At 62.0% G+C, this 26,839-nt stretch carries 20 protein-coding genes and 1 tRNA gene; 15 read left to right on the top strand and 6 right to left on the bottom strand.

Annotated features, from left to right (window positions below; translation table 11 throughout):
* The first annotated feature begins 77 nt into the window (after positions 1–77).
* The gene (locus IPM89_08875) at positions 78–3,413 is read left to right on the top strand and encodes an N-6 DNA methylase (GenBank protein ID QQS53047.1); all 3,336 of its coding nucleotides are present in this window, start codon (positions 78–80) and stop codon (positions 3,411–3,413) included.
* A gap of 25 nt (positions 3,414–3,438) precedes the next feature.
* Positions 3,439–4,011 (top strand): Uma2 family endonuclease, encoded by a 573-nt coding sequence (locus IPM89_08880; protein ID QQS55853.1) that lies wholly within the window; start codon positions 3,439–3,441, stop codon positions 4,009–4,011.
* A 7-nt stretch (positions 4,012–4,018) separates the two neighbouring features.
* Here the strand turns inward: IPM89_08880 and recD are convergent, their stop codons facing one another.
* Positions 4,019–5,953 carry an exodeoxyribonuclease V subunit alpha gene (gene recD / locus IPM89_08885; GenBank protein ID QQS53048.1) on the bottom strand — a complete coding sequence of 645 codons (1,935 nt, stop codon included), beginning with the start codon at positions 5,951–5,953 and terminating at the stop codon, positions 4,019–4,021.
* 147 nt (positions 5,954–6,100) lie between these two features.
* Between recD and recB the strand changes: the two genes are divergently transcribed.
* The 3 genes from recB (at position 6,101) to IPM89_08900 (ending at position 14,303) form a co-directional block, all read left to right on the top strand.
* Complete coding sequence (gene recB, locus IPM89_08890; GenBank protein ID QQS53049.1) at positions 6,101–9,730, top strand: exodeoxyribonuclease V subunit beta; 3,630 nt, start codon at positions 6,101–6,103, stop codon at positions 9,728–9,730.
* A gap of 179 nt (positions 9,731–9,909) precedes the next feature.
* Positions 9,910–11,763: a dihydroxy-acid dehydratase gene (ilvD, locus tag IPM89_08895; GenBank protein ID QQS53050.1), complete on the top strand. Its 1,854-nt coding sequence runs from the start codon at positions 9,910–9,912 to the stop codon at positions 11,761–11,763.
* 128 nt (positions 11,764–11,891) lie between these two features.
* Complete coding sequence (locus IPM89_08900) at positions 11,892–14,303, top strand: EAL domain-containing protein (protein ID QQS53051.1); 2,412 nt, start codon at positions 11,892–11,894, stop codon at positions 14,301–14,303.
* Between the two features lie 5 nt (positions 14,304–14,308).
* Here IPM89_08900 and IPM89_08905 read toward each other — a convergent pair whose 3' ends face one another.
* Positions 14,309–15,193: an SDR family oxidoreductase gene (locus IPM89_08905; protein QQS53052.1), complete on the bottom strand. Its 885-nt coding sequence runs from the start codon at positions 15,191–15,193 to the stop codon at positions 14,309–14,311.
* Between the two features lie 36 nt (positions 15,194–15,229).
* Between IPM89_08905 and mutY the strand changes: the two genes are divergently transcribed.
* The 3 genes from mutY to IPM89_08920 all read left to right on the top strand — a co-directional run bounded on the left by mutY (position 15,230) and on the right by IPM89_08920 (position 16,714).
* Positions 15,230–16,318, top strand: a complete 1,089-nt coding sequence (gene mutY, locus IPM89_08910) for an A/G-specific adenine glycosylase (protein ID QQS55854.1) — start codon at positions 15,230–15,232, stop codon at positions 16,316–16,318.
* Positions 16,303–16,575, top strand: coding sequence for an oxidative damage protection protein (locus IPM89_08915; GenBank protein ID QQS53053.1), 273 nt, complete (start codon positions 16,303–16,305; stop codon positions 16,573–16,575). Before mutY ends, IPM89_08915 begins: the two co-directional genes overlap by 16 nt.
* Positions 16,576–16,638: 63 nt before the next feature.
* Positions 16,639–16,714: transfer RNA gene (locus IPM89_08920), tRNA-Phe, on the top strand.
* Positions 16,715–17,209: 495 nt separating this feature from the next.
* Here the strand turns inward: IPM89_08920 and IPM89_08925 are convergent.
* Entirely contained in the window at positions 17,210–18,385 is a 1,176-nt protein-coding gene (locus IPM89_08925) for a Fic family protein (GenBank protein QQS55855.1), read from the bottom strand.
* 287 nt (positions 18,386–18,672) lie between these two features.
* Here IPM89_08925 and IPM89_08930 point away from each other — a divergent pair, with 287 nt between their 5' ends.
* Positions 18,673–19,338: a toll/interleukin-1 receptor domain-containing protein gene (locus IPM89_08930; protein QQS55856.1), complete on the top strand. Its 666-nt coding sequence runs from the start codon at positions 18,673–18,675 to the stop codon at positions 19,336–19,338.
* Here IPM89_08930 and IPM89_08935 read toward each other — a convergent pair.
* A complete protein-coding gene (locus IPM89_08935) occupies positions 19,263–19,604 on the bottom strand; it encodes a hypothetical protein (GenBank protein ID QQS53054.1) in 342 nt (113 codons plus the stop codon). The genes IPM89_08930 and IPM89_08935 overlap by 76 nt on opposite strands.
* 124 nt (positions 19,605–19,728) lie before the next feature.
* A complete protein-coding gene (locus IPM89_08940; GenBank protein QQS53055.1) occupies positions 19,729–20,781 on the bottom strand; it encodes an AraC family transcriptional regulator in 1,053 nt (350 codons plus the stop codon).
* A 143-nt stretch (positions 20,782–20,924) separates the two neighbouring features.
* Between IPM89_08940 and IPM89_08945 the strand changes: the two genes are divergently transcribed.
* The 6 genes from IPM89_08945 to IPM89_08970 all read left to right on the top strand — a co-directional run bounded on the left by IPM89_08945 (position 20,925) and on the right by IPM89_08970 (position 25,950).
* Positions 20,925–21,692, top strand: coding sequence for a 3-hydroxyacyl-CoA dehydrogenase (locus tag IPM89_08945; protein ID QQS53056.1), 768 nt, complete (start codon positions 20,925–20,927; stop codon positions 21,690–21,692).
* A gap of 36 nt (positions 21,693–21,728) precedes the next feature.
* Positions 21,729–22,865, top strand: coding sequence for an acyl-CoA dehydrogenase (locus IPM89_08950; protein ID QQS53057.1), 1,137 nt, complete (start codon positions 21,729–21,731; stop codon positions 22,863–22,865).
* Between the two features lie 17 nt (positions 22,866–22,882).
* Positions 22,883–24,022, top strand: coding sequence for a CoA transferase (locus IPM89_08955; GenBank protein ID QQS53058.1), 1,140 nt, complete (start codon positions 22,883–22,885; stop codon positions 24,020–24,022).
* Between the two features lie 100 nt (positions 24,023–24,122).
* A complete protein-coding gene (locus IPM89_08960; protein ID QQS53059.1) occupies positions 24,123–24,557 on the top strand; it encodes a PaaI family thioesterase in 435 nt (144 codons plus the stop codon).
* 98 nt (positions 24,558–24,655) lie between these two features.
* On the top strand, positions 24,656–25,435 hold the full coding sequence (locus tag IPM89_08965; protein QQS53060.1) for an enoyl-CoA hydratase/isomerase family protein: 780 nt from the start codon (positions 24,656–24,658) through the stop codon (positions 25,433–25,435).
* 47 nt (positions 25,436–25,482) lie between these two features.
* Entirely contained in the window at positions 25,483–25,950 is a 468-nt protein-coding gene (locus tag IPM89_08970) for a PaaI family thioesterase (protein ID QQS53061.1), read from the top strand.
* A 43-nt stretch (positions 25,951–25,993) separates the two neighbouring features.
* On the opposite strand, the gene IPM89_08975 is transcribed toward IPM89_08970, so the two are convergent.
* On the bottom strand, positions 25,994–26,827 hold the full coding sequence (locus IPM89_08975; protein ID QQS53062.1) for an ABC transporter ATP-binding protein: 834 nt from the start codon (positions 26,825–26,827) through the stop codon (positions 25,994–25,996).
* Positions 26,828–26,839: the final 12 nt, after the last annotated feature.

The raw sequence follows: 26,839 nt of genomic DNA on the forward strand, positions 1-26,839 counted from the left end.
TGACCCGGCCACCGATAAAGCGCGAGCATGGCACTATATCGGTATCATTGCCTGACTCCTCCAACGTCTGAAACCCCATGAAATCCCCTATCGAAGTCTACTTCACCGCCTTGGCCGAGATTCGCGCCACAGGCGGCGGGGTGAAGGAAACTTCCTACTATCCAGCACTGATCAACCTGCTGAACACGGTTGGGCAGACGCTAAAACCCCGGGTGCTAGCGGTCGCGCAATTGCAAAACACCGGGGCCGGCAGCCCGGACGCCGGTCTGTTCGCCGCTGGACAATTCCCCAAGGGTGCGAGTGAGCCGTTGCCGGGCCAGTTGCCGGAACGCGGCGCGGTCGAGATCAAGAGTGTGGCGGAAGATGGCTGGCTGACCGCCAGCGGCGCGCAGGTGGGGAAATATTGGGAGAAATACCGGCTGGTGCTGGTCACCAACTACCGGGATTTCCTGCTGGTCGGCGAGGATCGCGCGGGTCAGCCGGCGGTGCTGGAGACGTTCCGCTTGGCGGGTTCGGCGGAGGACTTCTGGTCCCGGCTGCAACAGCCGCGCGCCTTCGCCCGGACCCACGGCGAACGGCTGCTGGAATTTCTCCAGCGGGCATTGCTGTGCGCCGCGCCGCTGAACAATCCTCGCGACGTGGCCTGGTTCCTCGCCTCGTATGCCCGCGACGCGCGGACCCGGCTGGCGGACAAACCGGATTTGCCGGCGCTGGCAACGTTGCGCGCGGCGCTGGAAAACGCGCTGGGCCTGCGTTTCGAGGCCGAGGACGGTGAGCATTTCTTCCGCTCCACGCTGATTCAGACCTTGTTCTACGGCGTGTTTTCGGCCTGGGTGCTGTGGCATCAGGAAAATCCGGAGCGGCGCGATGCCTTCAACTGGAAGCTGGCGAGTTGGACGCTGCGGGTGCCGATGATCCACGCCCTGTTCGAGCAGTTGTCGCAGCCGTCGCGGTTGCTGCCGCTGGGTCTGACCGAGGTGCTGGATCGGGTCAACGGGGTGTTGAACCGAGTGGATCGCGCGGCGTTCTTCGGCCAGTTCGCGGCTGCCGGCGCGGTACAGTATTTCTACGAACCGTTCCTGCACGCCTTCGACCCGGAACTGCGCAAGCAACTGGGCGTGTGGTACACGCCGCCGGAGATCGTCCGCTACATGGTGGCGCGGGTGGATGCGGTGCTGCGGGAGGAACTGGATATCGCCGACGGGCTGGCCGATCCGAATGTGCTCGTGCTCGATCCCTGTTGCGGGACCGGCGCGTATTTGACCGAGGTGTTGCGGCACATCAAGGCACGGCTGGACGAACAGGGTTTGGGCGATGTGGCCGGGGCCAAGCTGAAACAGGCGGCGCTGGCGCGGGTGTTCGGCTTCGAGCTGCTGCCGGCGCCTTATGTGGTGGCGCATTTGCAATTGGGTTTGTTGCTGCACCAGTGGGGCGCGGCGCTGTATTTGGATGAAGCGACCGGCCAGACGGAACGGCTGGGCGTGTATCTGACCAATGCGCTGACCGGCTGGCAGCCACCGGACGAGGACGGCAAGAAGCGCATGGCGCAACTGGCGCTCAATTTCCCGGAGTTGATGGCCGAGAACGATGCGGCGCGGCGGGTAAAGCAGGAGCGGCGGATTCTGGTGATTCTCGGCAATCCACCCTACAACGGCTTTGCCGGGGTGGCAATGGACGAGGAGCAGGAATTGACCCGCGCCTACCGCCAGACCCGCCGCGCGCCGCCCCCGCAAGGTCAGGGTTTGAACGACCTGTACGTGCGGTTTTACCGGATGGCGGAACGGCACATCGTCGAGCACAGCGGGCGCGGGGTGATCTGCTTCATCTCGAATTATTCCTGGCTGGACGGGCTGTCGTTCACCGGAATGCGGGAACGGTATCTGGAAAAGTTCGACCGGATCTGGATCGATTGTCTGAACGGCGACAAGTACAAAACCGGCAAGCTCACGCCTGAAGGTTTGCCCGATCCCAGCGTGTTTTCCACCGATTTCAACCCGGAAGGCATCCAGGTCGGAACCGCGATTGCCTTGCTGGCGAGGAACCCACAAAACAGCAATCCCCTCCTCCACTTCCGTCACTGCTGGGGGAAATCCAAACGCGAGGATTTGCTGAAAAGTCTCGACTCGCCAACAGAGTCGCATTACCAATCGTTGCAACCGCCGCTGGAATTGGGTTTGCCGTTCATGCCGATGCAGGTGCAGGCCCACTACCTCAGTTGGCCGCTTTTGCCGGATTTGCTACCCGCTTCCTTCCCCGGCGTGCAAACCAGCCGCGACGATGCCTTGGTGGACATCGACCGCGCGGCGCTGGAACAGCGGATACAGCAGTATTTCGATCCGAAGGTCAGCGATGAGGAAATGCGCCGGATTGCGCCAAGCTTAGCCCAAAATTCAGCACGTTTCGATTACAAGAAAACTCGCTCCATACTCCAGAAGCGCGGATTTTTAACGACCAATATTGTGCGCTATTCTCACCGGCCGCTTGACACACGCTGGCTTTATTGGGAACCGGAAACCAAATTGCTCGATGAGAAACGCAGCGAATATTTCCCACAAATTATCGAGGAAAACATTTGGATAGCCGCTGCTCAAAAACAACGGCGTGATTTTGATCCACCCATGATAACCAAGCAGCTTGGATCACGGCATCTGATCGAAAGAGGCGCTAATCTTTTCCCGCTCTACATCAAGCCTTTTCATCATCGCGACGAATACCAACCCAACCTCAGCAACGCCGCAACCAAATACCTCGCCCGTCTCGACGCCGACGCGCCGGCCCTGTTCCATCACATCGTTGCCGTGCTGCACGCCCCGGCCTATCGCGCCGACAACGCCGGGGCCTTGAAACAGGACTGGCCGCGTATCCTGCTGCCCACCACGCGAGAGCGGTTGCTGGCCTCCGCCGAACTCGGCCGGCAAATCGCCGCCCTGCTCGACACCGAAACCCCGCTGCCCGGCGTCACTCAAGGCAAACCGCGCCCGGAACTGGCCAAAATCGCCCTGCTGACCGTCGCCGACTCCACCCCGCTCACCCCGGAACACCTCAAACTCACCGCCGGCTGGGGCCACGCCGGCAAGGGCGGCGTCACCATGCCCGGCAAAGGCAAGACCGAACGCCGCCCGTTCACGGAAGTGGAACAACCCGCTCTGGGCGAAGAAACGCTGGATGTGTATTTGAACGCCGGTTGCTACTGGAAGAACGTGCCGCGCCCGGCGTGGGAATTCACCCTCGGCGGCTATCAAGTGTTGAAAAAATGGTTGTCGTACCGGGAATTGGAATTGCTGAACCGACCGCTCTCTACCGACGAGGCCCTGGAATTCAGCGGCATGGCTCGACGCATCGCGGCGTTGATTCTACTGCGGCCGGCGCTGGATGAAAATTACCGGGCGTGCGTCGATGAGTGCGCCAAATAGCCGCACGACTGACGGGAGAATTCACATGGTCGCCAATCTCGCTCATCGCCTGCTGAGCTTTGAAGAGTACCTCGCCTATGGCGACGACACCGATAATCGTTACGAATTAGTCGATGGAGTGCTGGTTGCCATGACACCCCCGCTGATCTCCCACTTCGACATCGCTAAATTCACCGAACATTGCTTCGATCAGGAAATTCAACGGCTGAATTTACCGTGGCGCTGCTATCGGGAAGCAGGGCTTCGAGTCGGCATTCGCAAATCCAGAATCATGGATGTTTGCGTGATCGAAAAAGAATACGTCGATGCTCTGCGCGCTTCGGGGTCAGTGGCCGTATTTGAAAATGCCCCAAAATTGATCGTCGAAATCGTCAGCCCCGAATCCATCCGCCGGGATTACCGCCACAAACGGTCTGAATACGCCGCCGTGGAAGTACCGGAATACTGGATCGCGGACCCACTTGAAAACAAGGTTTCCGTGCTTTCGCTGGACGATGGCTTGTACGAAATTCGAGAATTTACTGGCTCGCAACCCATTGTTTCGCGGATTTTCCCGGAACTGGATCTGACCGCGGAACAAATTCTGGACGCTGAATGACGACCGGCTATCGGCCAACACCAACCCTCGGCTCCACCCACAACCGATCCCGCAGGCCCGACGAGCGCCGCAACCGCCGCCCGACCGCCGCCGCGAATACCTCGGGCACGCCGTAAAACATCGCCTCCTGCTTCGCCCGCGTCAAAGCCGTATACACCAGTTCGCGGCTCAGCACCGGCGACGGCTCGTTCGGGGTCACCACCAGCACCCGCTCGAACTCCGAACCCTGGCTCTTATGCACCGTCATCGCGTACACGGTCTCGTGCTCCGGCAACCGGGCCGGTGCGAAACTCCGCAGCGCGCCATCGTTACCCAGGAAAAATACCTTCAGCCGCTCCGGCGCGTCCGGGTCCGGCAGGGTCATGCCGATGTCGCCATTAAACAGCCGCAGGTTGTAGTCATTGCGGACCACCATCACCGGCCGGCCCGCGTACCAGGTCGGGCGAGTATCGATCAGCCCCCGAGCGGATAACACCGCCTCGCACAAGCGGTTCAGCGCCTCCACTCCAAACGGCCCGCCGCGCAGCGCGACCAACACCCGGAACCGGTTGAACTGTTCGAACACCGCCACCGGTCCGGCCCCTTCCCGCACCACCCGCAGATAGGGCGCGAACCCCGCCGCGACCGGCTCCGCCAACTGCTCCGGCAAGCGGGCGGGATCGGCCAGTTCCCGCCAAACGATGTCCTCGTGCGGCGCGCCCGCCAGCAAGGCCAGCGCCTCCGCCGGTTTTCCTCTGTTCACCGCTCGCGCCAGCGCGCCGATGCCGCTATCCACGCCGAAGCGATAACTGTGGCGCAGCAGCACGATGGCATCGACCAGCGGCGACGAAGACGCCCGGCCGCGCGGCAGCGGCTCGCCGGTCAGCGCCGCCAGCCGCGCCCGGAACTCCGGCGAGAACCGCCCGGCCCCGGCGCATAGATCGCCCAGCACCGCCCCCGCTTCCACCGACGCCAACTGATCCTTGTCACCCAGCAGAATCAGGCGCGCCTCCGCCGGCAGGGCATCCACGGTCTTGGCCAGCAGCGCCAAGCCCACCATCGACACCTCGTCCACCACCAGCACATCCAGCGGCAACGGGTTATCGCGGTTGTAGCGGAAATAGACCGAATCCGGCCGGGCGCCGAGCAGACGGTGCAGGGTGGACGCCTCTTCGGGAATTTGCGCCAGCCGTTCCGCCTCCAGATCCAGCGCCGGTTTGGCGGCGCGGATCGACTCCTGCATGCGGGCCGCCGCCTTGCCGGTCGGCGCGGCCAGGGCGATGCGCAACGGCTGCTCGCCCGCTTGCCCGGCCAGCAGCGCCAGGATGCGCAACACCGTGCTGGTCTTGCCGGTACCGGGTCCGCCGGAAATCACGCAAACCTGCTTCAAGGCCGCTACCGCCGCCGCCACCTTTTGCCAGTCCGGACCGTTCAGTTGCGGATGACGCGGAAACAGCCGGTCCAAGTCGGCGCGCAACCGTGCTTCGTCCGCGACCGGCGACGCCGCCTGAGACCGTCGCGGCAAATCGTCGGCCAGCCGCCGTTCGTATTCCCAATAGCGGTACAAGTACAACCGGCCGCGCCGGTCGAGCACCAGCGGCTGGCGCTCTCCCGGACGGCCCACCACCGAACTGGCGCGCAAGCTCGCCAGCCAGTCATTGGCCGGTGGTGGCGCGAACGGCGGCGGTTCGACCGGTTCCTCCCCGGCGCTCCATGACCAGCGCCGCGCCCATTGGCGCAGGTTGATGCAGATATCGCCCTGCCCGCTGGCGTGACTGGCCAGCGCCGCCGCCAGCGCCAGTTCCGGCGAACCTCCGTCAGCCAGCCGGTTCATGAAGCGGGCGAAATGCACATCCAGGTCGCTCAACAGGCCCTGCTCGTACAGAACCGACAGGGCCGAACCTTCACCATCGCCCACGCTCGGAGCCAGCAAGGCATTCTTTAAACTGGCGTTTTCCTTCATTGCGGCTATCCTGCTCATATCGAGACCGGATGATCACTGCCAAGGCTCCGATCCCGAGAATTTTTCATATCCCAACGCCTCCCCACCAGAGCGCGATGGAACCCAAGCCGGTATGCTGTCCGGCAATTTTCGTTCGCGATATCCAACATGCAACGCCTGGACCCGCTTTACACCCCGCTGGCCGGCTTCAATCTGATCGAGGCCAGCGCCGGCACCGGTAAAACCTACACCATCACCGCGCTGTACGCGCGATTGGTGGTCGAGGCCGGCATTCCGGTCAGCCGTATCCTGGTGGTGACCTACACCAACGCCGCCACCAAGGAACTGCGCGACCGCATCCGCGCCCGGTTGAGCGCCATTCGCGCCGCCTTCCTGCGCGGCCGCGCCGCCGAGCACGACGAACTCGCCACCCGCCTGCTCGATCTGTCGCCGGACCGGGAAATCGCCATCCGCCGCCTGAGCAACGCCGTGCGCGGTTTCGATGAAGCCGCGATCTTCACCATTCACGGCTTCTGCAAGCGGGCGCTCGGCGACAACGCCTTCGAAAGCGGGCTGTCGTTCGAAACCGAGTTGATGGCCGACACCAGCGACCTGCTGCAAGAGATCGTCGAGGATTTCTGGCGGCGGGAGTTTTATGCCGGCTCGCCGCTGGTGGTGCAATACTTCCTGGATGAGCGCTCCAGTCCGGACAAGCTGCTTGCCCAGATCGAACGCCACCTGGGCAAGCCGTACCTGCGCGTGGTCACGCCAGGCGGAGAGGCGGACGGCCCGACCCTCGAACACGCTTTCGTCGCCGCGTTCCAGCAGGCCCGCATCCTCTGGCTGCAAGATCGTGCCGAAATTGCCAAGCTGCTACTCGAATCACCCGGCCTCAACCGGCAGAAATACGGCCTAAAACACATCCCCCGCTGGCTGGAAGCAATGAACGCCTATCTGGCGGCGGAAACGCCCAAACTCGTCCTGTTCGACAAGTTCGCGCAATTCACCGCCACCAAACTGCAAGCCTCGATCAACAAGGGCAAAACCGCTCCCCAGCATCCGTTTTTCGACGCCTGCGAAACGCTGAAAACCGCCTGCGAAGCGCTGGTGGATTACTGCCGACATCAGATTCCCGTCAAGCTGCTGGCCTGGTGCAACACCGAGCTGGCCATCCGCAAACGCCGGCAACAGCTGCAATCCTACGATGATCTGCTGCTCGACCTGCACGCGGCGCTGCACCATCCCCGCCAAGGCGCGGCGCTGCTGGAAACCCTGCGCCACCGCTACGCCGCCGCCCTGATCGACGAATTTCAGGACACCGACCCGGTGCAATACGCGATTTTCCGCGATATCTACACCGACGCCGGCAAGCCGGTGTTCCTGGTCGGCGATCCCAAACAGGCCATCTACAGCTTTCGCGGCGCGGACATCTTCGCCTACCTGGCCGCCCGAAACGACACACCTGACGCCAACCGCCATACCCTCGACGTGAACTGGCGCTCCGATCCACGCCTGCTGACCGCCCTGAACGCGGTGTTCGGCGCGGTCGGGAACCAGCCGTTCCTGTTCGACGGCATCCCTTTCCACCCCGCGATTCCGGCCGACGGCAAACAACGGGAACCACTTTGGATTCAGGGACGGCTGGAACCGCCGCTGCACCTTTGGCTGCTGGAACCGGATAGTGACAAACCGGTGGACAAGGGCACCGCCAGCCACCAGGCCGCGCGGGCCACCGCCGCCGAAATCGCCCGCCTGCTGAATCTGGGCGCGCGCAATCGAGCCCGCATCGGCGACCGGCCGCTGACCGGCGGCGACATCGCCGTGCTGGTGCGCAGCCACTGGCAGGGGCGCATGATCCGCAACGAATTGCTGCGACTGGGCGTGCCCAGCGTCCAGCACGCCGACGACAGCGTGTTCGTCTCCGGCGAGGCGCTGCAACTGGAATGGCTGCTGGCGGCGGTCGCGGAGCCGGGCGACGAGGGCCGGGTGCGAGCGGCGCTGGCCTCCGATCTGTTCGGCCTGAGCGGGGAGGATCTGCAGCAGTTGCGCGAGGCGGAACAGAATTGGACCGCCTGGCTGGAAAGATTTCAGGACTACCGATTGTTATGGCGCGAGCACGGTTTCATGCGCTTTTTTCGCGCCTGGCTGACCGGCGAGGAAGTACCGCAACGGCTGCTGGCTTTCCGCGACGGTGAGCGGCGTTTGACCAATTTACTGCACTTGGCCGAACTGCTGCACATCGCCGGCCGGACCCATCCCGGCATGGCGGGCCTGCTCAAGTGGCTCGGCGACCGCCGCCGCACCCCGGCCAACCGGGACGAGGAACAGCAGTTGCGGCTGGAAAGCGATGAAAATCTGGTGCGGATCGTCACCGTCCACAAGAGCAAGGGACTGGAATACGAAGTGGTGTTCTGCCCGTTCCTGTGGGATGGCCGCCTGCGCGCCGACGGGAAAGACGGCACGGCCCTGCTGTACCACGATCCCGCCGACGCCGGCCGCGCCATCCTCACCATCGGCGCGGACGAGAAGCACCCCGCCCGCCAGCACGCCCGCCGCGAGGAAATGGCCGAGAACCTGCGGCTGTTCTACGTCGCCCTGACCCGCGCCAAACAACGCTGCACCCTGGTCTGGGGCAAGATCAAGGACGCCGAAACCGCGTCGCCGGCCTGGCTGCTGCACCACCCGCCGGTGGTCGGACCGTCCCAGGATCGGCTGGAAGTGACCCGACAGCGCTTCAAAGAGCTGACGGCAACAGCGCTGCGCGGCGATTTGCAAACCGTATTCGCCGCGGCGGGCGAGACGGTCGCCATCGCGCCGCTGCCGACGGAATCAGGCCAGCGCTATCAGCCGCCGGCCATCGCGGAACCGGAGTTGCGAGCGCGCGAGTTTGCCGGACCGCTACCGGAGTTCTGGCGGATCGGCAGCTTTACCGCGCTGACCGCCGGTTATTCGGTCGAAGCGCCCGATTACGATATGAGCGCCACGATTCCCGAGGCAGCGACGGAGAGCGCCATTACCGCGCCCATCAAAGGCATCTTCGAATTTCCACGTGGCGCCCGGGCCGGCGTCTGCCTGCACACCCTGTTCGAGCGGCTGGATTTCACCCAGAGCGAAGACGAGCGCCTGGAAGCGCTGGTTGGCCGAACGCTGGAAAGCCACGGACTGGACGCGGAGGAATGGACGCCGGTGGTGGCGGATCTGGCGCGGCGGGTGCTGGTAACGCCCTTGAATCCCGCCGGGCTGCGGCTGGCGCGCGTGACGCCGGACCGGCGCTTGAACGAGCTGGAATTCACCTACCCGCTCGCCAACTTGCGCGCCGATGCCCTGCGACGGGTGCTGGAGCAACACGGTTATGCCACCGGCCCGTTTCGGGAGATGATCGAAACTTTGGAGTTCAATCCCCTGCGTGGCTACATGAAAGGTTTCATCGATCTGGTGTTCGAGGCCGACGGGCAATTTTGGCTGGTGGATTACAAATCCAACTGGCTTGGCGCGGAACCGGCGGCCTACCGGCGCGAGCGCCTGGACGAGGCCATGGCCCGCGAAGCCTATCTGCTGCAATACCTGATCTATACCGTGGCACTGCACCGCTATTTGCGGTTGCGGCTGCCGAACTACGACTACGAGCAGCATTTCGGTGGCGTGTTCTACCTGTTCCTGCGCGGCATGGACCCGGCTTTGGGACCGGCTTGCGGGGTGTTCCACGACCGGCCAGCGGCGGCGCTGGTGGCGGCACTGGACGCCCTGATGACGACCGGAAATACCCAAGTCGGCGACGCCGCGCCAGGTAATGGCTGACACCGCTCGGCGGATAAACAGTGTTGCCGGTCATCGCGCATCAGGCCCGTTGCGCGTTACCGACCCGCTGTCGGCCGATCAATGTCACAAGGGCTGGAAATTGACGTAGAATTTTCCAAACACATGGCGGTCTTTCCTGATGGTCCCGACCCCGTTTCCAGCATTAATGGAGTTCTCCCATGCCCGACTATCGTTCCCGCACTACCACTCACGGCCGCAACATGGCGGGCGCCCGCGCCCTGTGGCGGGCCACCGGCGTCAAGGACGGCGACTTCGGTAAACCGATCATCGCGATTGCCAACTCCTTCACTCAATTCGTGCCCGGCCACGTCCACCTCAAGGATCTGGGCCAACTGGTGGCGGGCGAGATCGAACGGGCCGGCGGCATCGCCAAGGAGTTCAACACCATCGCGGTGGATGACGGTATCGCCATGGGCCACGGCGGGATGCTGTACTCCCTACCCTCGCGCGAGCTGATCGCCGACTCGGTGGAATACATGGTCAACGCCCACTGCGCCGACGCGCTGGTGTGCATCTCCAACTGCGACAAGATCACCCCCGGCATGTTAATGGCCGCGCTGCGACTCAACATCCCGGCCATTTTCGTTTCCGGCGGACCGATGGAGGCCGGTAAGACCCGGTTGGCCGGCAAGGACGTGAAACTGGATCTGGTGGACGCCATGGTCACCGCCGCCGATGATCGAGTGAGCGACGAAGACGTCACCCAAATCGAACGCTCGGCCTGCCCGACCTGCGGTTCCTGCTCGGGCATGTTCACCGCCAACTCCATGAACTGCCTGACCGAGGCGCTGGGCCTGAGTCTGCCCGGCAACGGCTCGCTACTCGCCACCCACGCCGATCGCCGGGAGCTGTTTCTGGAAGCCGGCCGGCGCATCGTCGAATTGGCCCGGCGCTATTACGAGCAGGGCGACGCCTCGGTGCTGCCGCGCGGCATCGCCACCTTCGAAGCCTTCGAGAATGCCATCAGCCTCGACATCGCCATGGGCGGTTCCACCAACACCGTGCTGCACCTGCTGGCCGCCGCCCAAGAGGGTGACGTAGCGTTCACCATGCGCGACATCGACCGGATGTCGCGGCAAGTACCGAATTTATGCAAGGTCGCGCCCGCCACCCAGAAATACCACATGGAGGACGTGCATCGGGCCGGCGGGGTGATTGCCATCCTCGGCGAGCTGGACCGCGCCGGACTGCTGCATCGCGACGCACGCACCGTTCACGGCGAAACACTGGCCGAGGCGCTGGACCGCTGGGACATCGCCCGGCCGACCTCCTGGGACGAGGCGCGGCTGCGCTACTCCGCCGGCCCGGCCGGCATCCCCACACAAGAGGCGTTCAGCCAGGACACCCGCTGGCCCAGCCTGGACCTGGACCGGCAAAGCGGCTGCATCCGCGACCGGGTCAACGCCTATTCGCAGGATGGTGGTCTAGCGGTGCTATACGGCAATCTGGCCGAGGAGGGCTGCATCGTCAAAACCGCCGGGGTGGACGAAGACAGCCTGGTATTCCAGGGACCGGCGCGGGTGGTGGAAAGTCAGGAAGACGCAGTGGCGGCGATTCTGAACGGATCGATCCAGGCGGGCGACGTGATACTGATCCGCTACGAAGGTCCGCGCGGCGGCCCCGGTATGCAGGAGATGCTATATCCAACCAGCTACCTCAAATCCAAGGGTCTGGGCAAGGTCTGCGCACTGGTCACCGACGGCCGCTTCTCTGGCGGCACCTCGGGGCTATCCATCGGCCACGTCTCCCCCGAAGCGGCCGAAGGGGGAATGATCGCTTTGGTGGAAGAAGGGGATATGATCGAAATCGACATCCCCAACCGCCGCATCCACCTGGCGGTCAACGACGGGGAACTGGCGCAACGGCGGGCAACGATGCGGGCGCGGGGCGCGGCGGCCTGGAAGCCGGCCAGCCGCCAGCGGCCGGTATCCGCCGCGTTGCGGGCCTATGCCGCCATGACCACCAGCGCCGCTCGCGGCGCGGTGCGGGATGTCAATCAAGTCGAACGTTAACGAGACCCTCGGTACCGGCGGCGCGAGCCAAAACCGACCGCCGCCGGTGCGATCTGGAAGGTCCGTGTCCCCAAAAAACACCGCTGACGATTCGATTCGGAATAACTTTTGGACTTAGGAAGATTGCCATGAATCAGGCTAAAGATCAGGACAGCCAACGCCTCCAGTTGGCCAATCACCTGAAACTGACCGAAGATTTGTGGCAAAAGTTGTACTACGTCAAGTGGAATCCCAAGTCGTTCGCGATGCTGGCGCGGTTGGCGCAGGAAATGCTGCAGAATGCGAAAACCCGCGGGGACGATCGCCTGATCAACCTGACCGCGCAACTGGAGCACCATGTCAAAATCTGCGTCACCGCCAACACTCCTCCCCGCGAGGCGGAGCGGCAGCGACTGACCGCGTTGCTCGATGCCCTGCATTACCTGCTGTTGACGGATCCTGTCTCCGGCCCGGTCGAGGACTCGCGCACTCGCCCTCTGCTGGCACCGCAACCGGAAATCTTCGTCATCGCCCCGGATGAAAACCCGCACTTAGTAGCCAAGCTTGAGGATTCCACTTACCGGGTGCGGAAAATAACCACTCTGGCCGAGGCCGAGCAGCACTTGCGGGAGCGGATACCCGCCGCTGTTCTCATGGATGTGGACTTCCCCGAAGGACCAGAGGTGGCCGTCAAGCTGATCACGACGCTACGCGGTCAAATCCGATTGCGGATGCCGATTTTGTTTCTGGCCGAGCGCAACGACATGGCCGCGCGACTGGATGCGGTGAGGGCCGGCAGCGCCGCGTATTTCAATAAACCCTACGACAGCGACGAAGTTATCGGAGTGCTGCGGGAATTGTTGCTACCCCAAACCGCTCAGGGTTATTACCGGGTTCTGATCGTCAACGACCGGCCGGCCGAAGCCTGGGAGATGGCGGGCATACTCGAGGAACAGGGCATCACGCCGCGGGTCGTGATCCAACCCTTGCAAGTGCTACGGGAAATCCACCAGTTCCGACCGGATCTATTGATCGTCGATTTGGATATCAAGGAAATCAGCGGCTCCGAACTAGCGCGGGTGATCGCCCAGCACCGTGAGTTCGACATTCTGCCAATGATTCTGCTGTGCTTTCCGGCGGACATGGCGCATTACCTCATCAATCTGGACGCCCCGGGCGCCAACCTCTTGGCTAAACCGGTGCCCACCAATTATCTGTGCTGGGAAGTCAGGCAACGATTGCACCGAGCACGCGCCACCCGCGTCAGGCTGAACCTGTTGACCGAGAACGATTCGGTCAGCGGCCTGTTCAACCGCCAGCGGTTCCTGACCCTGCTGGAGCGAGTGCTCGAGACCCTGAGTCTGCGGACGCAATCGCTGGCGTTGGTGTTCGTGATGATGGACAACCTGCGCGCCATCCGCGATTCCGCCGGGGTGGCGACCACCGACGAAGTGGTGGGACAAGCCGCCAGCCGATTGCGGCAACTGCTGACCCACGAGCAGCAGGCAGCGCGATTCAGCGACGCCATTTTCACGGTGCTGGTTCCCAATCTGCTCGGTGAACCATTACTCAAGCTGGTCCGGCGCATCCGCGACACGCTGGAAACCGGATTCTACAAGATCGGCGAGCATGCCTTATTGCTGCGGACCAGCATCGGTGTGGCGACAGCCACCGATCGCGGCCAGGACCCCCTGATGCTGATCCAGCGCGCCGATTCAGCCTGCGGTCTGGCGCGAGAGGTCAAGAGCGAGCGTCTCTACATACAGCAGGATCTCAACGTGACCAAGCGCGATCACGAAGCGTCGTCGCGAGCGCGCATGCTCCAGCAGGTCGAGGAAATCATCAAGCACGAGCGACTCTGGCTGTTGTTTCAACCCATCGCCAGCATGCGCGGCGACGCCAACGAACGCTATGAAGCGCTGCTGCGCCTGCGCGACAATGAGGGACAGGAAATCGTGCCGGGGAGCGTGTTCGGCGTGGTGCACAACCATCAACTGGGTCAAACACTGGATCGCTGGATCATCGATCACGCCCTGGAAATGCTGCGGCAGCGACGGCAAACGACCACGCTGTTCATCAAAATCCTACCCATCACGATGCAGGATCGGACGTTCAGTGGCTGGTTGCGGGAACGGCTGGAACAGACCGGGGTCGAGGCGCAACACCTTGTCTTCGCGGTGGCCGAAGCGACCGCTGAGCGCAGCCTGCGCGACATGTTCGGTTTTCTGGGCGGCATCAAACTGCTGGGGTGCGGGTTTTGCCTGGACCGTTTTGGCCGAGGGACGGATTCGCTGGGGTTGCTCAAGAACCTGGGCGCCGACTACGTCAAGCTGGACATGTACTTTGTCAACAACCTGGCCAGGGACGCCAAGAAACAAGAGCAGCTTCGGATTTTGGTGGAGGAGCTGGAAATACTGGGGGCGGCCACCGTGGTCGGCGGGGTGGAAGAAGTGAAAGCCATGCCGATCCTGTGGTCGCTGGGCGTCGATCTGATTCAAGGCTTTTTCCTGCAACGCCCCTACCGTGAGATGAGCTACGACTTCTCCGGCGCGGCGTTCTAATGCGCTCAATCGGCCGTCGCGCGCAGTAGGGCGGCGTAACCATCCCGGTAGCTCGGATAGCGAAACCGGAACCCACTGCCCCGTAGCCGGGCATTGCGGCAGCGCTTGCTGGCGCGCTGGCGCGGCGCGAGGCCGGGCCGATTGTTGGACCCCGGCTTCAGCGCGGGACTGGCCACCGCCGACGGTTCCGGCACGCCAAGTTGGATCGCCAGCCAGCTCAGCACCTCGGCCAACGGGGCTGGATCATCGTCGACGGCAAGGTACGACGGCGCCGGGTCCGGCAAGAACAGCAGGTGTTCCAGCACTCGGGCGCAATCGTCGCGATGGATACGATTGCTGAACACCGGCGGCCCGGCGGGACGGGTGGCGGAGCCGTCGCGAACGCTGTCGATCAGGCGAGTGCGGCCGGGACCGTAGATCCCGCCGAAACGGACCACCACCGCCGGCCAACCGCTATCCCACAGCAGTTGTTCGCCGGCACGGATGCAACGGCCCGAGAAGCTTTCGGCGACGGCCGGCGAATTCTCGTCCACCCATTCGCCTTGATGTTGGGCATAAACCGAGGTGCTGGAAGTAAACAGCAACCGTTTGGGCTGTTGCCCGGCCTGCCGTAAGGCGCTCAACAGATTGCGGACCCCGGCAACGTAGGCGACCTCATACAGGGCTTCGCTGAAACCGGCGGCGGCGGCGCTGTAAACCACATAATCCAGGGCTGGCGGCAATACGGTCAGGGTCGCCGGATCGGCGAGATCGGCGGCCAGCGGCCGGAGTTCCGACGGTAAATCGTCAGGGCGGCGTTTCAAACCCCAGACCCGATGGCCGGCGGCGTGTAGGCTCAGGCCCAGCCTCGTGCCGACATCGCCGCAGCCAGCAATTAGAATGCGTGCCATGGTCAAAATCCTCGTTGGCGATAGCGAAGGTGAATGATGAATCCCGCGGAATTTGGCCGGCGCGTGCTGGAATGGTTCGATGCGCACGGCCGCAAGCAGTTGCCCTGGAAAGCGGATCCCACGCCGTACCGGGTTTGGGTGTCGGAAATCATGCTGCAACAGACTCAGGTGGCGACGGTGATTCCCTATTATCGGCGCTTCATGGCGCGGTTTCCCGATATCGGGACGCTAGCCACCGCTGAACCGGATGAGGTATTGCGGTTCTGGGCTGGACTGGGGTACTACGCCCGTGCCCGCCACCTGCACCAGGCGGCGCGAATTCTGCGCGACCGGTATGACGGGGAATGGCCGCTGGACAGCGCGACCTTACAGGAACTGCCGGGCATCGGTCGATCGACGGCGGGGGCGATTCTCGCCTTGGCGGCCGGGCAGCGCCAGCCGATTCTGGACGGCAACGTCAAACGCCTGCTGGCGCGATTCGCGGCGATCGAGGGTTGGCCGGGTCGATCACGCGTCCTGGCGACACTGTGGGATCTGGCCGAGCGCCATACCCCCGTCGAGCGGGTGGCCGACTATACCCAGGCGATGATGGATCTCGGCGCGACGGTCTGCACGCCGCGCCGGCCACGCTGCGAAATGTGTCCGCTGGCGGAAGCCTGCGCCGCGCGCCAACAAGGGCGCGTGGCGGAGCTGCCGGCCTCCAAACCGCGGCGGGACTTGCCGGTACGGACCATTCGGATGTTACTGCTGCGCACGGCGGATGGCGAAGTGCTGCTGGAACGCCGGCCACCGGCGGGAATTTGGGGCGGGTTATGGAGTTTTCCCGAATGTGCGTTGGAGAGCGATATCGTGGATTGGTGCCAGGACCGATGGGGGCTGACGGTCATCGTCGAACGACCGTGGGCCGTGGTGCGGCACAGTTTCAGCCATTTTCATCTCGATATCACGCCGACGCCGGCGCAAGTGACCGGCCAAGATGGGCTGGTGATGGAAGGGGAACGCTTTGTCTGGTATAACACCCGCCATCCTGACGGCCGCGGGGTAGCCACGCCGGTACGGCGGCTGCTGGCGGCATTGGCAAGCGAACTACGGAACGACGGGGATCAACGATGGCTCGAATGGTGAAATGCGTCAAGCTCGGTATCGAAACCGAGGGTCTGGACCGCCCGCCCTACCCCGGGGAGATGGGCAAGCGGCTTTTTGAACACGTTTCGAAAGCGGCCTGGCAGCAGTGGCTGCACCATCAAACCATGCTAATCAACGAGTACCGGCTGACGCCGTTCGAACCCAAGGCCCGCCAGTTTCTGGAAGAACACATGGAACAGTTTTTCTTTGGCGAAGGCACCGCCCCACCCGAGGGCTACGTTCCGCCGGAGGCGTGACGATCTTGACGCCTGCATGACAAGCTGCTTAAATACGCGCCTCTTTTGCACCGCACACCCCAAGGCCAGGTAGCTCAGTTGGTAGAGCAGCGGACTGAAAATCCGCGTGTCGATGGTTCGATTCCGTCCCTGGCCACCAAATAGAAAAGGCTTGCCCGTTTTTATTCGGCAAGCCTTTTTCCGTTGTAAGCACAGTGTAAGCAGTAGGCGCAAGTCGACGCTTACTCAAACCGCGCAATCGTCGGATCGCCGTTGCAAACCGCCGCATGGTTTGATAACCACTTTTTACCTGATCTGATCATCATACCAAGAGACAGAAGGGCGACGAGGGCTTCGCTGGCTCCGCCTCGACTGCCTTTTGCCCCCGCAGGATGCCGTCGATTTGCAGGTCGCGCCACACGGCAAACTTGGGATGCAGCCAGCGGGCGAACTGAATGGGCCATTTTGGATGCAGCCCGGCACCCTGTTCGCGGTTGTTCGATCCGGCGATTTATCCGTTTCTGGAGAGCGTTCCCCCCCATCTCGACCTTCCAGGAGCCAGGGGAAGCCTCGACGCCAAGGTCAGCAAGCACCGCTCACCTTCTGATTTTGAGGGCCTGAAAAGGGCTGAGCCAGGGAAGGCAGGGCGCATGGTCTAATCTTCGGGCGCCGATTGAACCCGCACGATACCCGGCCATAGCCGTTCTTGCTTATCCACCACCACCAGACCTAAATCCCGCAGTCGGTGCAGATCGCGCTGCCGGGTCTTGTCGGTTAGTGTCAGATATAAGGTCCGATACCAGGGCGCTCGCCGTATTTCCGCCAGTGCTAAAGGCCCACCTGCTGCCAGTAACTGACTAATAAGCGTGTATTGCCGAGCATTCAACTGTTTTTCGTCATACCATTGACGAACCTGGGACCTAAATAACAGCAATTTTACAATTTGATTCACTCGGTCATGCAGGCGGTTGATACTGACGCGCATCCCCTCCAGATGAAACTGGATAAACGGAGTATGAGGATGCGCGACTTTCCTCTTCGCATCATGGCGACAGCGATTGAACAGCGTGAAATATTCATCAATATGCGCCAGGTAATAGCGTGCCAAGGCAAAGGGCGCATATTGAAACCCGCCCGCTTGCAACAAGGCCGCTTCCAGAACCCGCCCCACGCGCCCATTTCCATCCCAAAACGGATGAATAAGCTCATAGTAGTAATGGACGAGCGGCGCCCGAATCAACGCCGGAATCTGGCGTACTTCCAATCCTTGATGCCAAGTCACCAACGCATGCATCAGCGTTTCGACGTCATGGCCGTGCTGAGGCGGTTGATATTGACCACCATGCGCCCGGCTACCCACATAGGTTTTGATCGCCTTGGGGTTATCGCGGAAAACGCCGGGCTGGTTGTAGGGATGGGTCAATCGCTGCGTGATCGCCGCATGCACCTTTTGAATGAACGGCACATCCAACTGCCAACCCGGCGTCGTCGCGGCCTGTTGCGCCACATCGTAGGCCACCTTGAGATTCGCGGCCCGGAGTTGTTCCTCTTCCTTCACCTGCGCCGGGTCTAACTCCAAGACCTGCTGGGTTTCTTCCTCGGTCAGCGTCCCGCCCTCGATGGAGTTCGTGCCAAAGATGCTGCTGGCCACGACTTCTCGCTCCAATTGTCGGGCGACCTGGGAGAGTGGCGACGCATTAAACCGCTCATGGGCATCCAAAACACGTTGATACAGCCGCTCTAACGCAGTCCCGTCCACGCCCAAACGAAACGTGAAAGGGCCAAAGCGGCGGGTTTCGATCCGCACTTCCGATTCGGAAAGCGAACTCAAAGCGTCTTCGATGTCCGGCAAAATGTCCACCTAAAAAACTAAATTTCTTCACCGATTATAGTTGGTTATCTCGATGATTGGCGAAGGATTGTCCAAGAAGATGTCCAGGCTGACAAGCCACCGAACCACCGCTGATGTTCTGATTTTGAGGGCCTGAAAAGGGTCGCCGGTCGGATGATGGCGCGCGCCGCGTTCGACCGACCGCGCCGGACCAACATTTCACGCCACCGAGACATGCTTTATCCTTGCAGCAAACGCTTACCAAGGAAGTGCTGGGAGATCGCGGCATGTTGGGATCGCACACACGGATTTTCGTCAGCTACAGCCACGCGGACGCCGAGTGGCTGAAACGCTTGCAAGTTCACTTGAAACCGCTGGCACGAGCAGGCTTGGTCGAATGGTGGGACGACACCCGGATTCTGCCCGGCATGGTGTGGCGGAACGAAATTGAAAAAGCCCTGGCCGCCGCCCAGATTGGCGTACTGCTGATCAGCGCGGATTTTCTGGCGTCCGATTTCATCGCCAACCACGAACTGCCGCCGCTACTGGCCGCCGCCCAAGACAAAGGCTTGACGATTCTGTCCTTGATCGTCGGGCCGTCCCAGTTCGAGCACACGCCGAAGACAGCCACCACTACCGATTCCAACCCGTTGGCATGGCTGTGGGATAACCAGCAATGGGTATTTTCCGGGATCGGGGTCGCGATTGGAGCGGCGATTCTGGCTTGGGTGCTGAGTCCCTCACCGCCTCCCAAGCCCGCTACAGAGATTAAGGCCGTGGGTGGTGTCGCCACCGGTGGCGACATTCGCGGCAGTACCATCACCGTGAACGGCGCACCGCTCGATCAATCCAGCCCGACGCTTGGGACCAGGCGAGTTCAACCGACGACGAAGTTCGCGACATCCACCCTGATGACCGGACGCTCCAGGGACACCGCAACCGCTATCGCATAATTCCTGGCCCACTCGCCACCGGCCTCGAAGCGCTCCTCACCGCCATCCATGGCGACATTCAGGATCATGTCGAGCAGCAGGATCTTACCCGTCGGGTTGGAGGGTATGCACCCCATCTCCTCGAATTCCCCGGCCAGCCAGGCGCGCGCCTGATCCCTGTCCATGCTCTGTATATCGCCATCGTGCAGCATGATCTCGTATTCCCTGTCGCGGTCGAACGATACGATAACGATGTCACTCACTTTCGTCTCCTCGGTGTCGATCATGGCCTTGCGGCCTTCTCGATAACTGTTGGTTTTATTGAGAATAATTAGAGCTTGCATTCAAATAGATGCGATCATAAAACGAATTCCTGAACCATTCGGAAAATGGTATGGACCAAGAGTCCGATCAGCGGGATTTACCGATTCGCAATTCGGAATCCATTATAGAGTGCTTACCCGCCTGCTTGCTGTCTCGCCGATATTTTCCGGGCAGCGTTCCCGTCCACGACTTGAAGGCCCGATAGAAAGCGCTGGTTTCGGAAAAACCCAATTCCAGGGCAATATCCAAAATACTACGCTGAGAGTGACACAACTGTTCGATGGCCATGTCCCGGCGCAGGGAATCCTTGATCGCCATGAACGTCTGCCCTTCACTCTCCAGCTTGCGCCGCAGCGTCGATGGCGACAGATGAAATTCTCGGGCAATCGTCTCGAATTCCGGCCATTCCGGCGTGGAGATACGCTGCAAATGTTTGCGAATGCGCGCATAAAGACTGCGAGAGTCACGGTACTTGACCAGGAAATTAGCCGGCGCATTGCGGAGAAATTCGCGTAGGGCGGCTTCATTGCGTCGAATCGGCAAGGCCAGGTGCTCGGCTTCGAAAACCAGGGTGGTATCGGGCGCGCCGAAGCGGGTTTCGGGGCCGAACAGCACGCGATATTCATCGGCGTGATCGGGGCTGGGTTGCATGAAAGCAGTTCGCAAGATGGGCAGGCGCCGGTTGGCCAGCCAGCACATCAAACCGTGCAGGATCATCAACAGAGTGCCGTGCGCGAACAGCCGGGGGGGCGTCCTCGGACAGATCAGGATAATGGAGCCTTCCGAACCGTCGATACCGAGCCGGCCCTGGGTGTCGTCCAACACCAGGGCCAGAAAATCGAGCGCGCGCCGGATCGCTTTTTCCAATGTCCCGGCACCGAGCACCGCAAAGCACAACAACTTAAAACTTCCATAACGCATGGGATGACTATCAAGCCCGAACAATTCGTCGTTCAGGGCGCGCGCCACGACATGCCATAAAACGCCGTAGTGCGACGCCGCTATTCGGGCATCGGGCAGTTCGAGCAAATCCGGCGAGATCCCGGCGCTACGCAGCATGGCATCCACATCCAGCCCACGCTGGGAAGCGCCATAAACGGCTTCCTTCACAAAACAGATCGATACCGTATCTTTGTCCACGGCTTTTTCCTGCCGCCTCAACAACGCCAGTTGCAAAAACTTCCAAATGATTTGGCGGATTTTCGCATGGAGGATCACCCGAGCACTCTCTTAGAATGAGATCGACTCTAGCAAAATAAATTGGCGTCAGGCGGAGTATGACCATGAATATCGATGACCACGTTTTTCTCGTGACCGGCGGCGCTTCCGGCCTCGGCGCGGCCACCGTGCGAATGCTCGTCGCCGGCGGCGGCAAGGTAGCGATTGCCGATATGAATCGGGAAGCGGGCGAAGCACTCGCCACCGAATTCGGCCCAGCCGCCCGCTTCATGCTCACCGACGTGGCCGACGAGGCAAGCGGCCGGGCAGCGGTCGATGCGACCACAAGCGCGTTTGGCGCTCTGCACGGCCTGGTCAACTGCGCCGGCATCGCTCCGGCGGAAAAAGTGCTGGGCAAGGGTGAAGCGCTCGGGCTAACGACTTTCGCCAAGGTGGTGCAAATCAACCTGATCGGCGCGTTTAACATGATTCGCCAGGCGGCCACCGCGATGGCGCGCAACGAACCCAACACGGCCGGCGAGCGCGGCGTCATTGTCAATACGGCGTCGGTGGCTGCTTTCGAGGGCCAAATCGGGCAAGCGGCCTATGCGGCGTCCAAAGGCGGCGTGGTGGCGATGACTCTGCCCATCGCCCGGGAACTCAGCCGTCAGGGCATCCGGGTGATGAGCATTGCGCCCGGCGTCATGGAAACCCCCATGCTGCTGGGTATGCCTCGGGAGCTGCGGGACTCTCTCGGTAAAATGGTGCCCTTTCCCTCTCGCCTCGGCCAACCCGCCGAGTTTGCCGGTCTGGTGCGCCATATCCTCGAAAATAGCTATCTCAATGGCGAGGTCATCCGCCTCGATGGCGCCATTCGCATGGGCGCGAAATAGGCGAAATAGCTTGCGCATTGCAGGCAGGACGGACCGATGATTCTCACTCAAGAGCAGGAAATGATCCGCGACACCTTACGGCACTTCGCGCGGGAACGGCTGGCGCCCAACGCCGCCGAATGGGAGCGTACCCGGACTTTCCCTCGCGCAGCCCTGGCCGAACTGGCCGAACTGGGGGTCATGGGCATGGTGATCCCGGAGCGATGGGGCGGCGCCGGCCTGGATTATCTATCGATGGTGCTGGCCGTTGAAGAGATTGCCGCTGGTCATGCGGCCACCTCCACCATCGTTTGCGTGCAGAATTCGCTGGCCTGCGGGATTACGCTGAACTACGGCAACGACGCCCAAAAGGAACGCTATCTCACCCGGCTGGCAAGCGGGGAATGGCTGGGCTGCTTCTGCCTCACCGAGCCCCATACCGGTTCCGACGCCGCCGCGCTGCGCACCACGGCGCGGCGGGATGGCGACCACTGGGTACTGCATGGCGCCAAGCAATTTATCACCACCGGCAAGGAAGGCCAGCTTGCCATCGTCTTTGCCGTAACCGATCCGTCCGCCGGCAAGAAAGGCATCTCCTGTTTCCTGGTCCCGACCGACACGCCAGGGTACATCGTGGCTCGGCTGGAGGAAAAAATGGGGCAGCACGCCTCCGATACGGCGCAGATTCTGTTCGAGAACTGCCGGATACCGGTCGAAAATCTGCTGGGCCAAGCGGGGGAAGGCTACAAGATCGCCTTGTCCAATCTGGAAGCTGGCCGGATCGGCATTGGCGCCCAGTCCGTGGGCATGGCCCGCGCCGCCTTCGAGGCCGCCGTGGGCTACGCCAGGGAACGGGAAGCGTTCGGGGTGCCTATCGTCCAGCATCAGGCGGTGCTGTTCCGGCTGGCCGACATGGCGACCCAAATCGAAGCCGCCCGGCAGATGATCTGGCACGCCGCCAGCCTGCGGGACGCCAATCGCCCCTGTCTGAAGGAAGCCTCCATGGCCAAGCTGTTCGCTTCCGAAATGGCCGAGCGGGTTTGCTCGGACGCCATCCAAATCCACGGTGGTTACGGTTACAGTACCGACTTTCCCGTGGAACGCATCTATCGAGACGTCCGAGTCACCCAAATCTACGAAGGTGCTTCCGATATTCAGCGCTTGGTGATCGGTCGGGCCGTGCTCGGCGGCTGACCGTTTGGAGATTTTCGATGGGCCCATTACAAGGCATCAAGGTTGTCGAATTCGCCGGACTCGGTCCGGTGCCCTTTTCCGGTATGGTGCTGTCCGATCTGGGGGCGGAGGTCGTGCAGATCAACCGTGAAACCAATGCCCCGGAAAGCAACCTGTTTGCGCCGGAAAAGAACATTCCCGACCGGGGACGGCGCATCGTCCGACTCGATCTGAAAACCCCCGCCGGCATGGCGGCGGCCTTACGCCTGATCGAGCATGCCGACATGCTGATCGAGGGCTTTCGGCCCGGCGTCATGGAGCGGTTGGGGCTGGGACCGGAGCTCTGTCTGGCTCGAAACCCGCGACTGGTCTACGGTCGCATGACCGGTTGGGGTCAAACCGGACCATTGGCGCAAACCGCCGGTCACGACATCAATTATCTGGCCTTGTCCGGCGCGCTGCACGCCATCGGCCGCGCGGACGGCGGACCGACGCCACCGCTGAATCTGATCGCCGACTATGGCGGCGGCGCCATGCTGCTGCTCGTCGGCCTGCTGGCCGCCCTGCTCGAAACCGGGAAATCCGGGCAGGGACAGGTGGTGGACGCGGCCATGAGCGACGGTTCCGCCCTGTTGATGGCCGCCATCTACAGCCTGAAGGCGATGGGATACTGGAACGATCGGCGGGAAAGCAACTTTCTCGATGGCGGCGCCCATTTCTACGACACCTACCAGTGCGCTGACGGTAAATGGCTGGCGGTGGGTCCCATCGAGCCCCATTTTTACCGGATCTTGCTCGAAGGCTGCGGCGTTACCGATCCCGACCCCAGGCAGCAATGGCATCCAAAATCCTGGCCAACCATGAAGGAGCGTCTGCGCGTGGCGCTGCGCACCAAGACCCGCGACGAATGGTGCACGCTATTCGAGGGCAGCGATGCCTGCGTCACGCCGGTGCTCGGCCTGGAGGAAGCACCCACGCACCCGCACAACCAGGCCAGACAGACCTTCGTCGAGCATGCCGGTCTCGTGCAACCCGCGCCCGCGCCACGCTTCAGCCGTACCCCCGCCGAGATTCGGAGCGCGCCGGGGTCGCCAATCAGCCCTTCGAACGATTGGCTGACGGAATGGGGATTTTCCGAAACCGAGATTGCTCAATTCGTGTCCGCCGGGACGCTCTAAAGGCAAGAGCGATTTGGATCATCGACGACGTGAGCTCTGGCGACGGATTCGTTCAATAACGGCACGACTCCCGCGATCAGCCCAATAGAGATCCTCGACCATGCATTTCACCTCATGCAATCCTGAGTTTGCCGCGGCCGTGCAAGCCAGTTTCGAACAACAGGGGCTGATGAAAACCTTGGGTGCGACGCTGGATCGTATCGAACCGGGGGCGGTCGACATCTCGATTCCCTACCGCGCCAACCTCACCCAACAACATGGCTTCCTGCACGCGGCGGTCACCACCGCGATCGCCGATACCGCGAGCGGCTACGCTGCCCTATCCTTGATGCCGGCCGGAAGCGAAGTCCTCACCATCGAATTCAAAGTCAACCTGCTCCGGCCAGCCGCGGGAACCCACTTTGTCGCCGAGGGCCGCGTGGTCAAACCCGGCAAGACGATCACGGTGGCGCGCGCCGATGTCTTTGCCCACACCGACGGGGCGCCGATCCTCATCGCCACCCTGCTCGCCACGATGATCGCATGGGCTGGCTGAGCCTCGTCCGCGACGAACGGCATGAACTCGCCTCGATCAAGCCGGCAAGAAATAAAGAAAACCGCTTTCCGATATCCGCAACCCACCAAGGAGTGATCATGATCGTCGACTATGAAGACATCCTGTACGAGATCAAGGATGGCGTCGCCACCATCACCATCAATCGTCCCGACAAATACAACGCCTTCCGCGCCCAGACCTGTGAAGAAATGATTCACGCTTTTCAGAAGGCTGGCTGGGATCGGTCGGTGGGCGTCATCGTCCTGACCGGCGCCGGCAACAAGGCATTCTGCACCGGCGGCGACCAGTCGGCCCACGCCGGACACTACGATGGACGGGGCGTGATCGGCCTGCCGCTGGAGGAGTTGCAAGCCGCGATCCGCGAGGCGCCCAAACCCGTCATCGCCAAGGTGCGTGGCTACGCCATCGGCGGTGGCCATGTGCTGGCGCTGCTGTGCGATCTGACCCTCGCCGCCGAATCGGCCAAGTTCGGCCAGGTCGGTCCCAAGGTCGGTTCGGTGGACCCCGGTTTCGGCACCGCCTACATGGCGCGGGTCATTGGCGAGAAGCGGGCGCGGGAAGTCTGGTATCTGTGCCGCCAGTACACGGCGGCGGAGGCGGTACAGATGGGGCTGGCCAACAAAGCGGTTCCCGATGACGAACTGGATGCCGAGGTGGAGCGCTGGTGCGCGGAGATTCTAGAGAAAAGCCCGACCGCGCTGGAGTTGGCCAAACGCTCCTTCAACGCCGACACCGCCCACATCGCCGGGATTTCCTCATTGGGTTTGAAAGCGGTCAGTCTGTTCTACGGCACCGAGGAATCCCAGGAAGGGGTGCGGGCCTTTCAGGAAAAACGTAAACCAAAATTCCGTGACTGATTCGAGATTTTTCATCGGCGATCGACCGCTAATCAAGGTAAATGGTCATGGCGCGCATCTCCCAGGCGGAATTCGAACAACTGGCTCATGAGCACGTCCCCTTTGTGGGGATGTTGGGGATTCAGGTGGAAAGCCTGGAAGCCGGCAGGGCCAGCATCCGCATACCCTTCCGCGAGGATTTCATCCGGCCCGGCGGCACGGTGTCGGGTCCGGTGCAGATGGCGCTGGCGGACATCGTGATGTATGCGGTGGTGCTCAGTCTGATCGGGCGGGTGGAACTGGCCGTCACCACCAATCTAACCTGCAATTTTTTGCGCCGTCCCAAGCCGGTCGATTTAATTGGCCGGGGTCAAATTCTCAAACTGGGCAAGCGGTTGGCGGTGGGTGAAGTGCTGCTGTATTCGGACGGCGACCCGGAGCCCGTGGCCCATGTAAGCTGCACCTATTCGATTCCGCCCACGGCTCAGGAGCCGGTCGCCATTGCTCCCTTGCCCTCGCCCATCGAGGCGCATTGATCCGCAACCACCTCGTCGCGACCTGTAATGTGCGATGGCCGCCTCAGGAAAGCCAGCGCTTGCGGCGGCGGTAGTGCTTGATGTCCTTGAAGGATTTACGTCCGGAGGAAGAAATGCCCAGGTAGAATTCCTTGACATCCTCATTGCCGCGCAGATCCTCGGCGTCACCCTCCATCACCACCCGGCCGTTTTCCAGGATGTAGCCGAAATTGGCGTAACGCAGCGCCATCATGGTGTTCTGCTCGGCCAGCAGGAAACTGACGTTTTCCTGGCTGTTCAAATCCTTCATGATTTCGAAGATTTCCTCGACGATTTGCGGCGCCAGTCCCATGGACGGTTCGTCGAGCAGGATCATTTCCGGCTTGGCCATCAGCGCGCGGCCAATGACGCACATCTGCTGTTCCCCGCCGGAGGTATAGCCAGCCTGGGAGCCGCGCCGGGTCTTGAGGCGCGGGAAATAGTGGTAAACCTTTTCCAGGCTTTCCTTCAAGGCACTCCGGGAAATCGAGCGGGTATAGGCGCCGGTCAGCAGATTTTCCTCGATGCTCAGATGACCGAAGCAGTGGCGCCCCTCCATGACCTGAATGACGCCACGCTTGACCAGTTCGTTCGGAGTCAGTTGGTCGACCCGGCTCCCCTTGAATTCAACCGATCCTTTGGTCACATCGCCGCGCTCGGCGTGCAATAGATTGGAAATAGCTTTCAGGGTCGTCGTTTTCCCCGCCCCATTAGCCCCCAGCAAAGCAACGATTTTGCTCTTGGGTACGCTGAGGGATACCCCCTTCAACACCAGGATCACATGGTCGTAAATGACCTCGATGTTGTTGATCGTCAAATAATGCTCAGCCGCCGGGGCGGCTACGGAATGAGTAGCCATGCGCGGGTATCC

The sequence above is a fragment of the Candidatus Competibacteraceae bacterium genome (genome assembly GCA_016699715.1).
Lineage (GTDB): Bacteria > Pseudomonadota > Gammaproteobacteria > Competibacterales > Competibacteraceae > Competibacter.

Bases quoted from the DNA above. Each gene is read 5' to 3' on its own strand.
- IPM89_08875 (QQS53047.1), top strand. From the start codon at position 78: ATGAAATCCCCTATCGAAGTCTACTTCACCGCCTTGGCCGAGATTCGC.
- IPM89_08880 (QQS55853.1), top strand. From the start codon at position 3,439: ATGGTCGCCAATCTCGCTCATCGCCTGCTGAGCTTTGAAGAGTACCTC.
- recD (QQS53048.1), bottom strand. From the start codon at position 5,953: ATGAAGGAAAACGCCAGTTTAAAGAATGCCTTGCTGGCTCCGAGCGTG.
- recB (QQS53049.1), top strand. From the start codon at position 6,101: ATGCAACGCCTGGACCCGCTTTACACCCCGCTGGCCGGCTTCAATCTG.
- ilvD (QQS53050.1), top strand. From the start codon at position 9,910: ATGCCCGACTATCGTTCCCGCACTACCACTCACGGCCGCAACATGGCG.
- IPM89_08900 (QQS53051.1), top strand. From the start codon at position 11,892: ATGAATCAGGCTAAAGATCAGGACAGCCAACGCCTCCAGTTGGCCAAT.
- IPM89_08905 (QQS53052.1), bottom strand. From the start codon at position 15,193: ATGGCACGCATTCTAATTGCTGGCTGCGGCGATGTCGGCACGAGGCTG.
- mutY (QQS55854.1), top strand. From the start codon at position 15,230: ATGAATCCCGCGGAATTTGGCCGGCGCGTGCTGGAATGGTTCGATGCG.
- IPM89_08915 (QQS53053.1), top strand. From the start codon at position 16,303: ATGGCTCGAATGGTGAAATGCGTCAAGCTCGGTATCGAAACCGAGGGT.
- IPM89_08930 (QQS55856.1), top strand. From the start codon at position 18,673: ATGTTGGGATCGCACACACGGATTTTCGTCAGCTACAGCCACGCGGAC.
- IPM89_08935 (QQS53054.1), bottom strand. From the start codon at position 19,604: ATGATCGACACCGAGGAGACGAAAGTGAGTGACATCGTTATCGTATCG.
- IPM89_08945 (QQS53056.1), top strand. From the start codon at position 20,925: ATGAATATCGATGACCACGTTTTTCTCGTGACCGGCGGCGCTTCCGGC.
- IPM89_08950 (QQS53057.1), top strand. From the start codon at position 21,729: ATGATTCTCACTCAAGAGCAGGAAATGATCCGCGACACCTTACGGCAC.
- IPM89_08955 (QQS53058.1), top strand. From the start codon at position 22,883: ATGGGCCCATTACAAGGCATCAAGGTTGTCGAATTCGCCGGACTCGGT.
- IPM89_08960 (QQS53059.1), top strand. From the start codon at position 24,123: ATGCATTTCACCTCATGCAATCCTGAGTTTGCCGCGGCCGTGCAAGCC.
- IPM89_08965 (QQS53060.1), top strand. From the start codon at position 24,656: ATGATCGTCGACTATGAAGACATCCTGTACGAGATCAAGGATGGCGTC.
- IPM89_08970 (QQS53061.1), top strand. From the start codon at position 25,483: ATGGCGCGCATCTCCCAGGCGGAATTCGAACAACTGGCTCATGAGCAC.
- IPM89_08975 (QQS53062.1), bottom strand. From the start codon at position 26,827: ATGGCTACTCATTCCGTAGCCGCCCCGGCGGCTGAGCATTATTTGACG.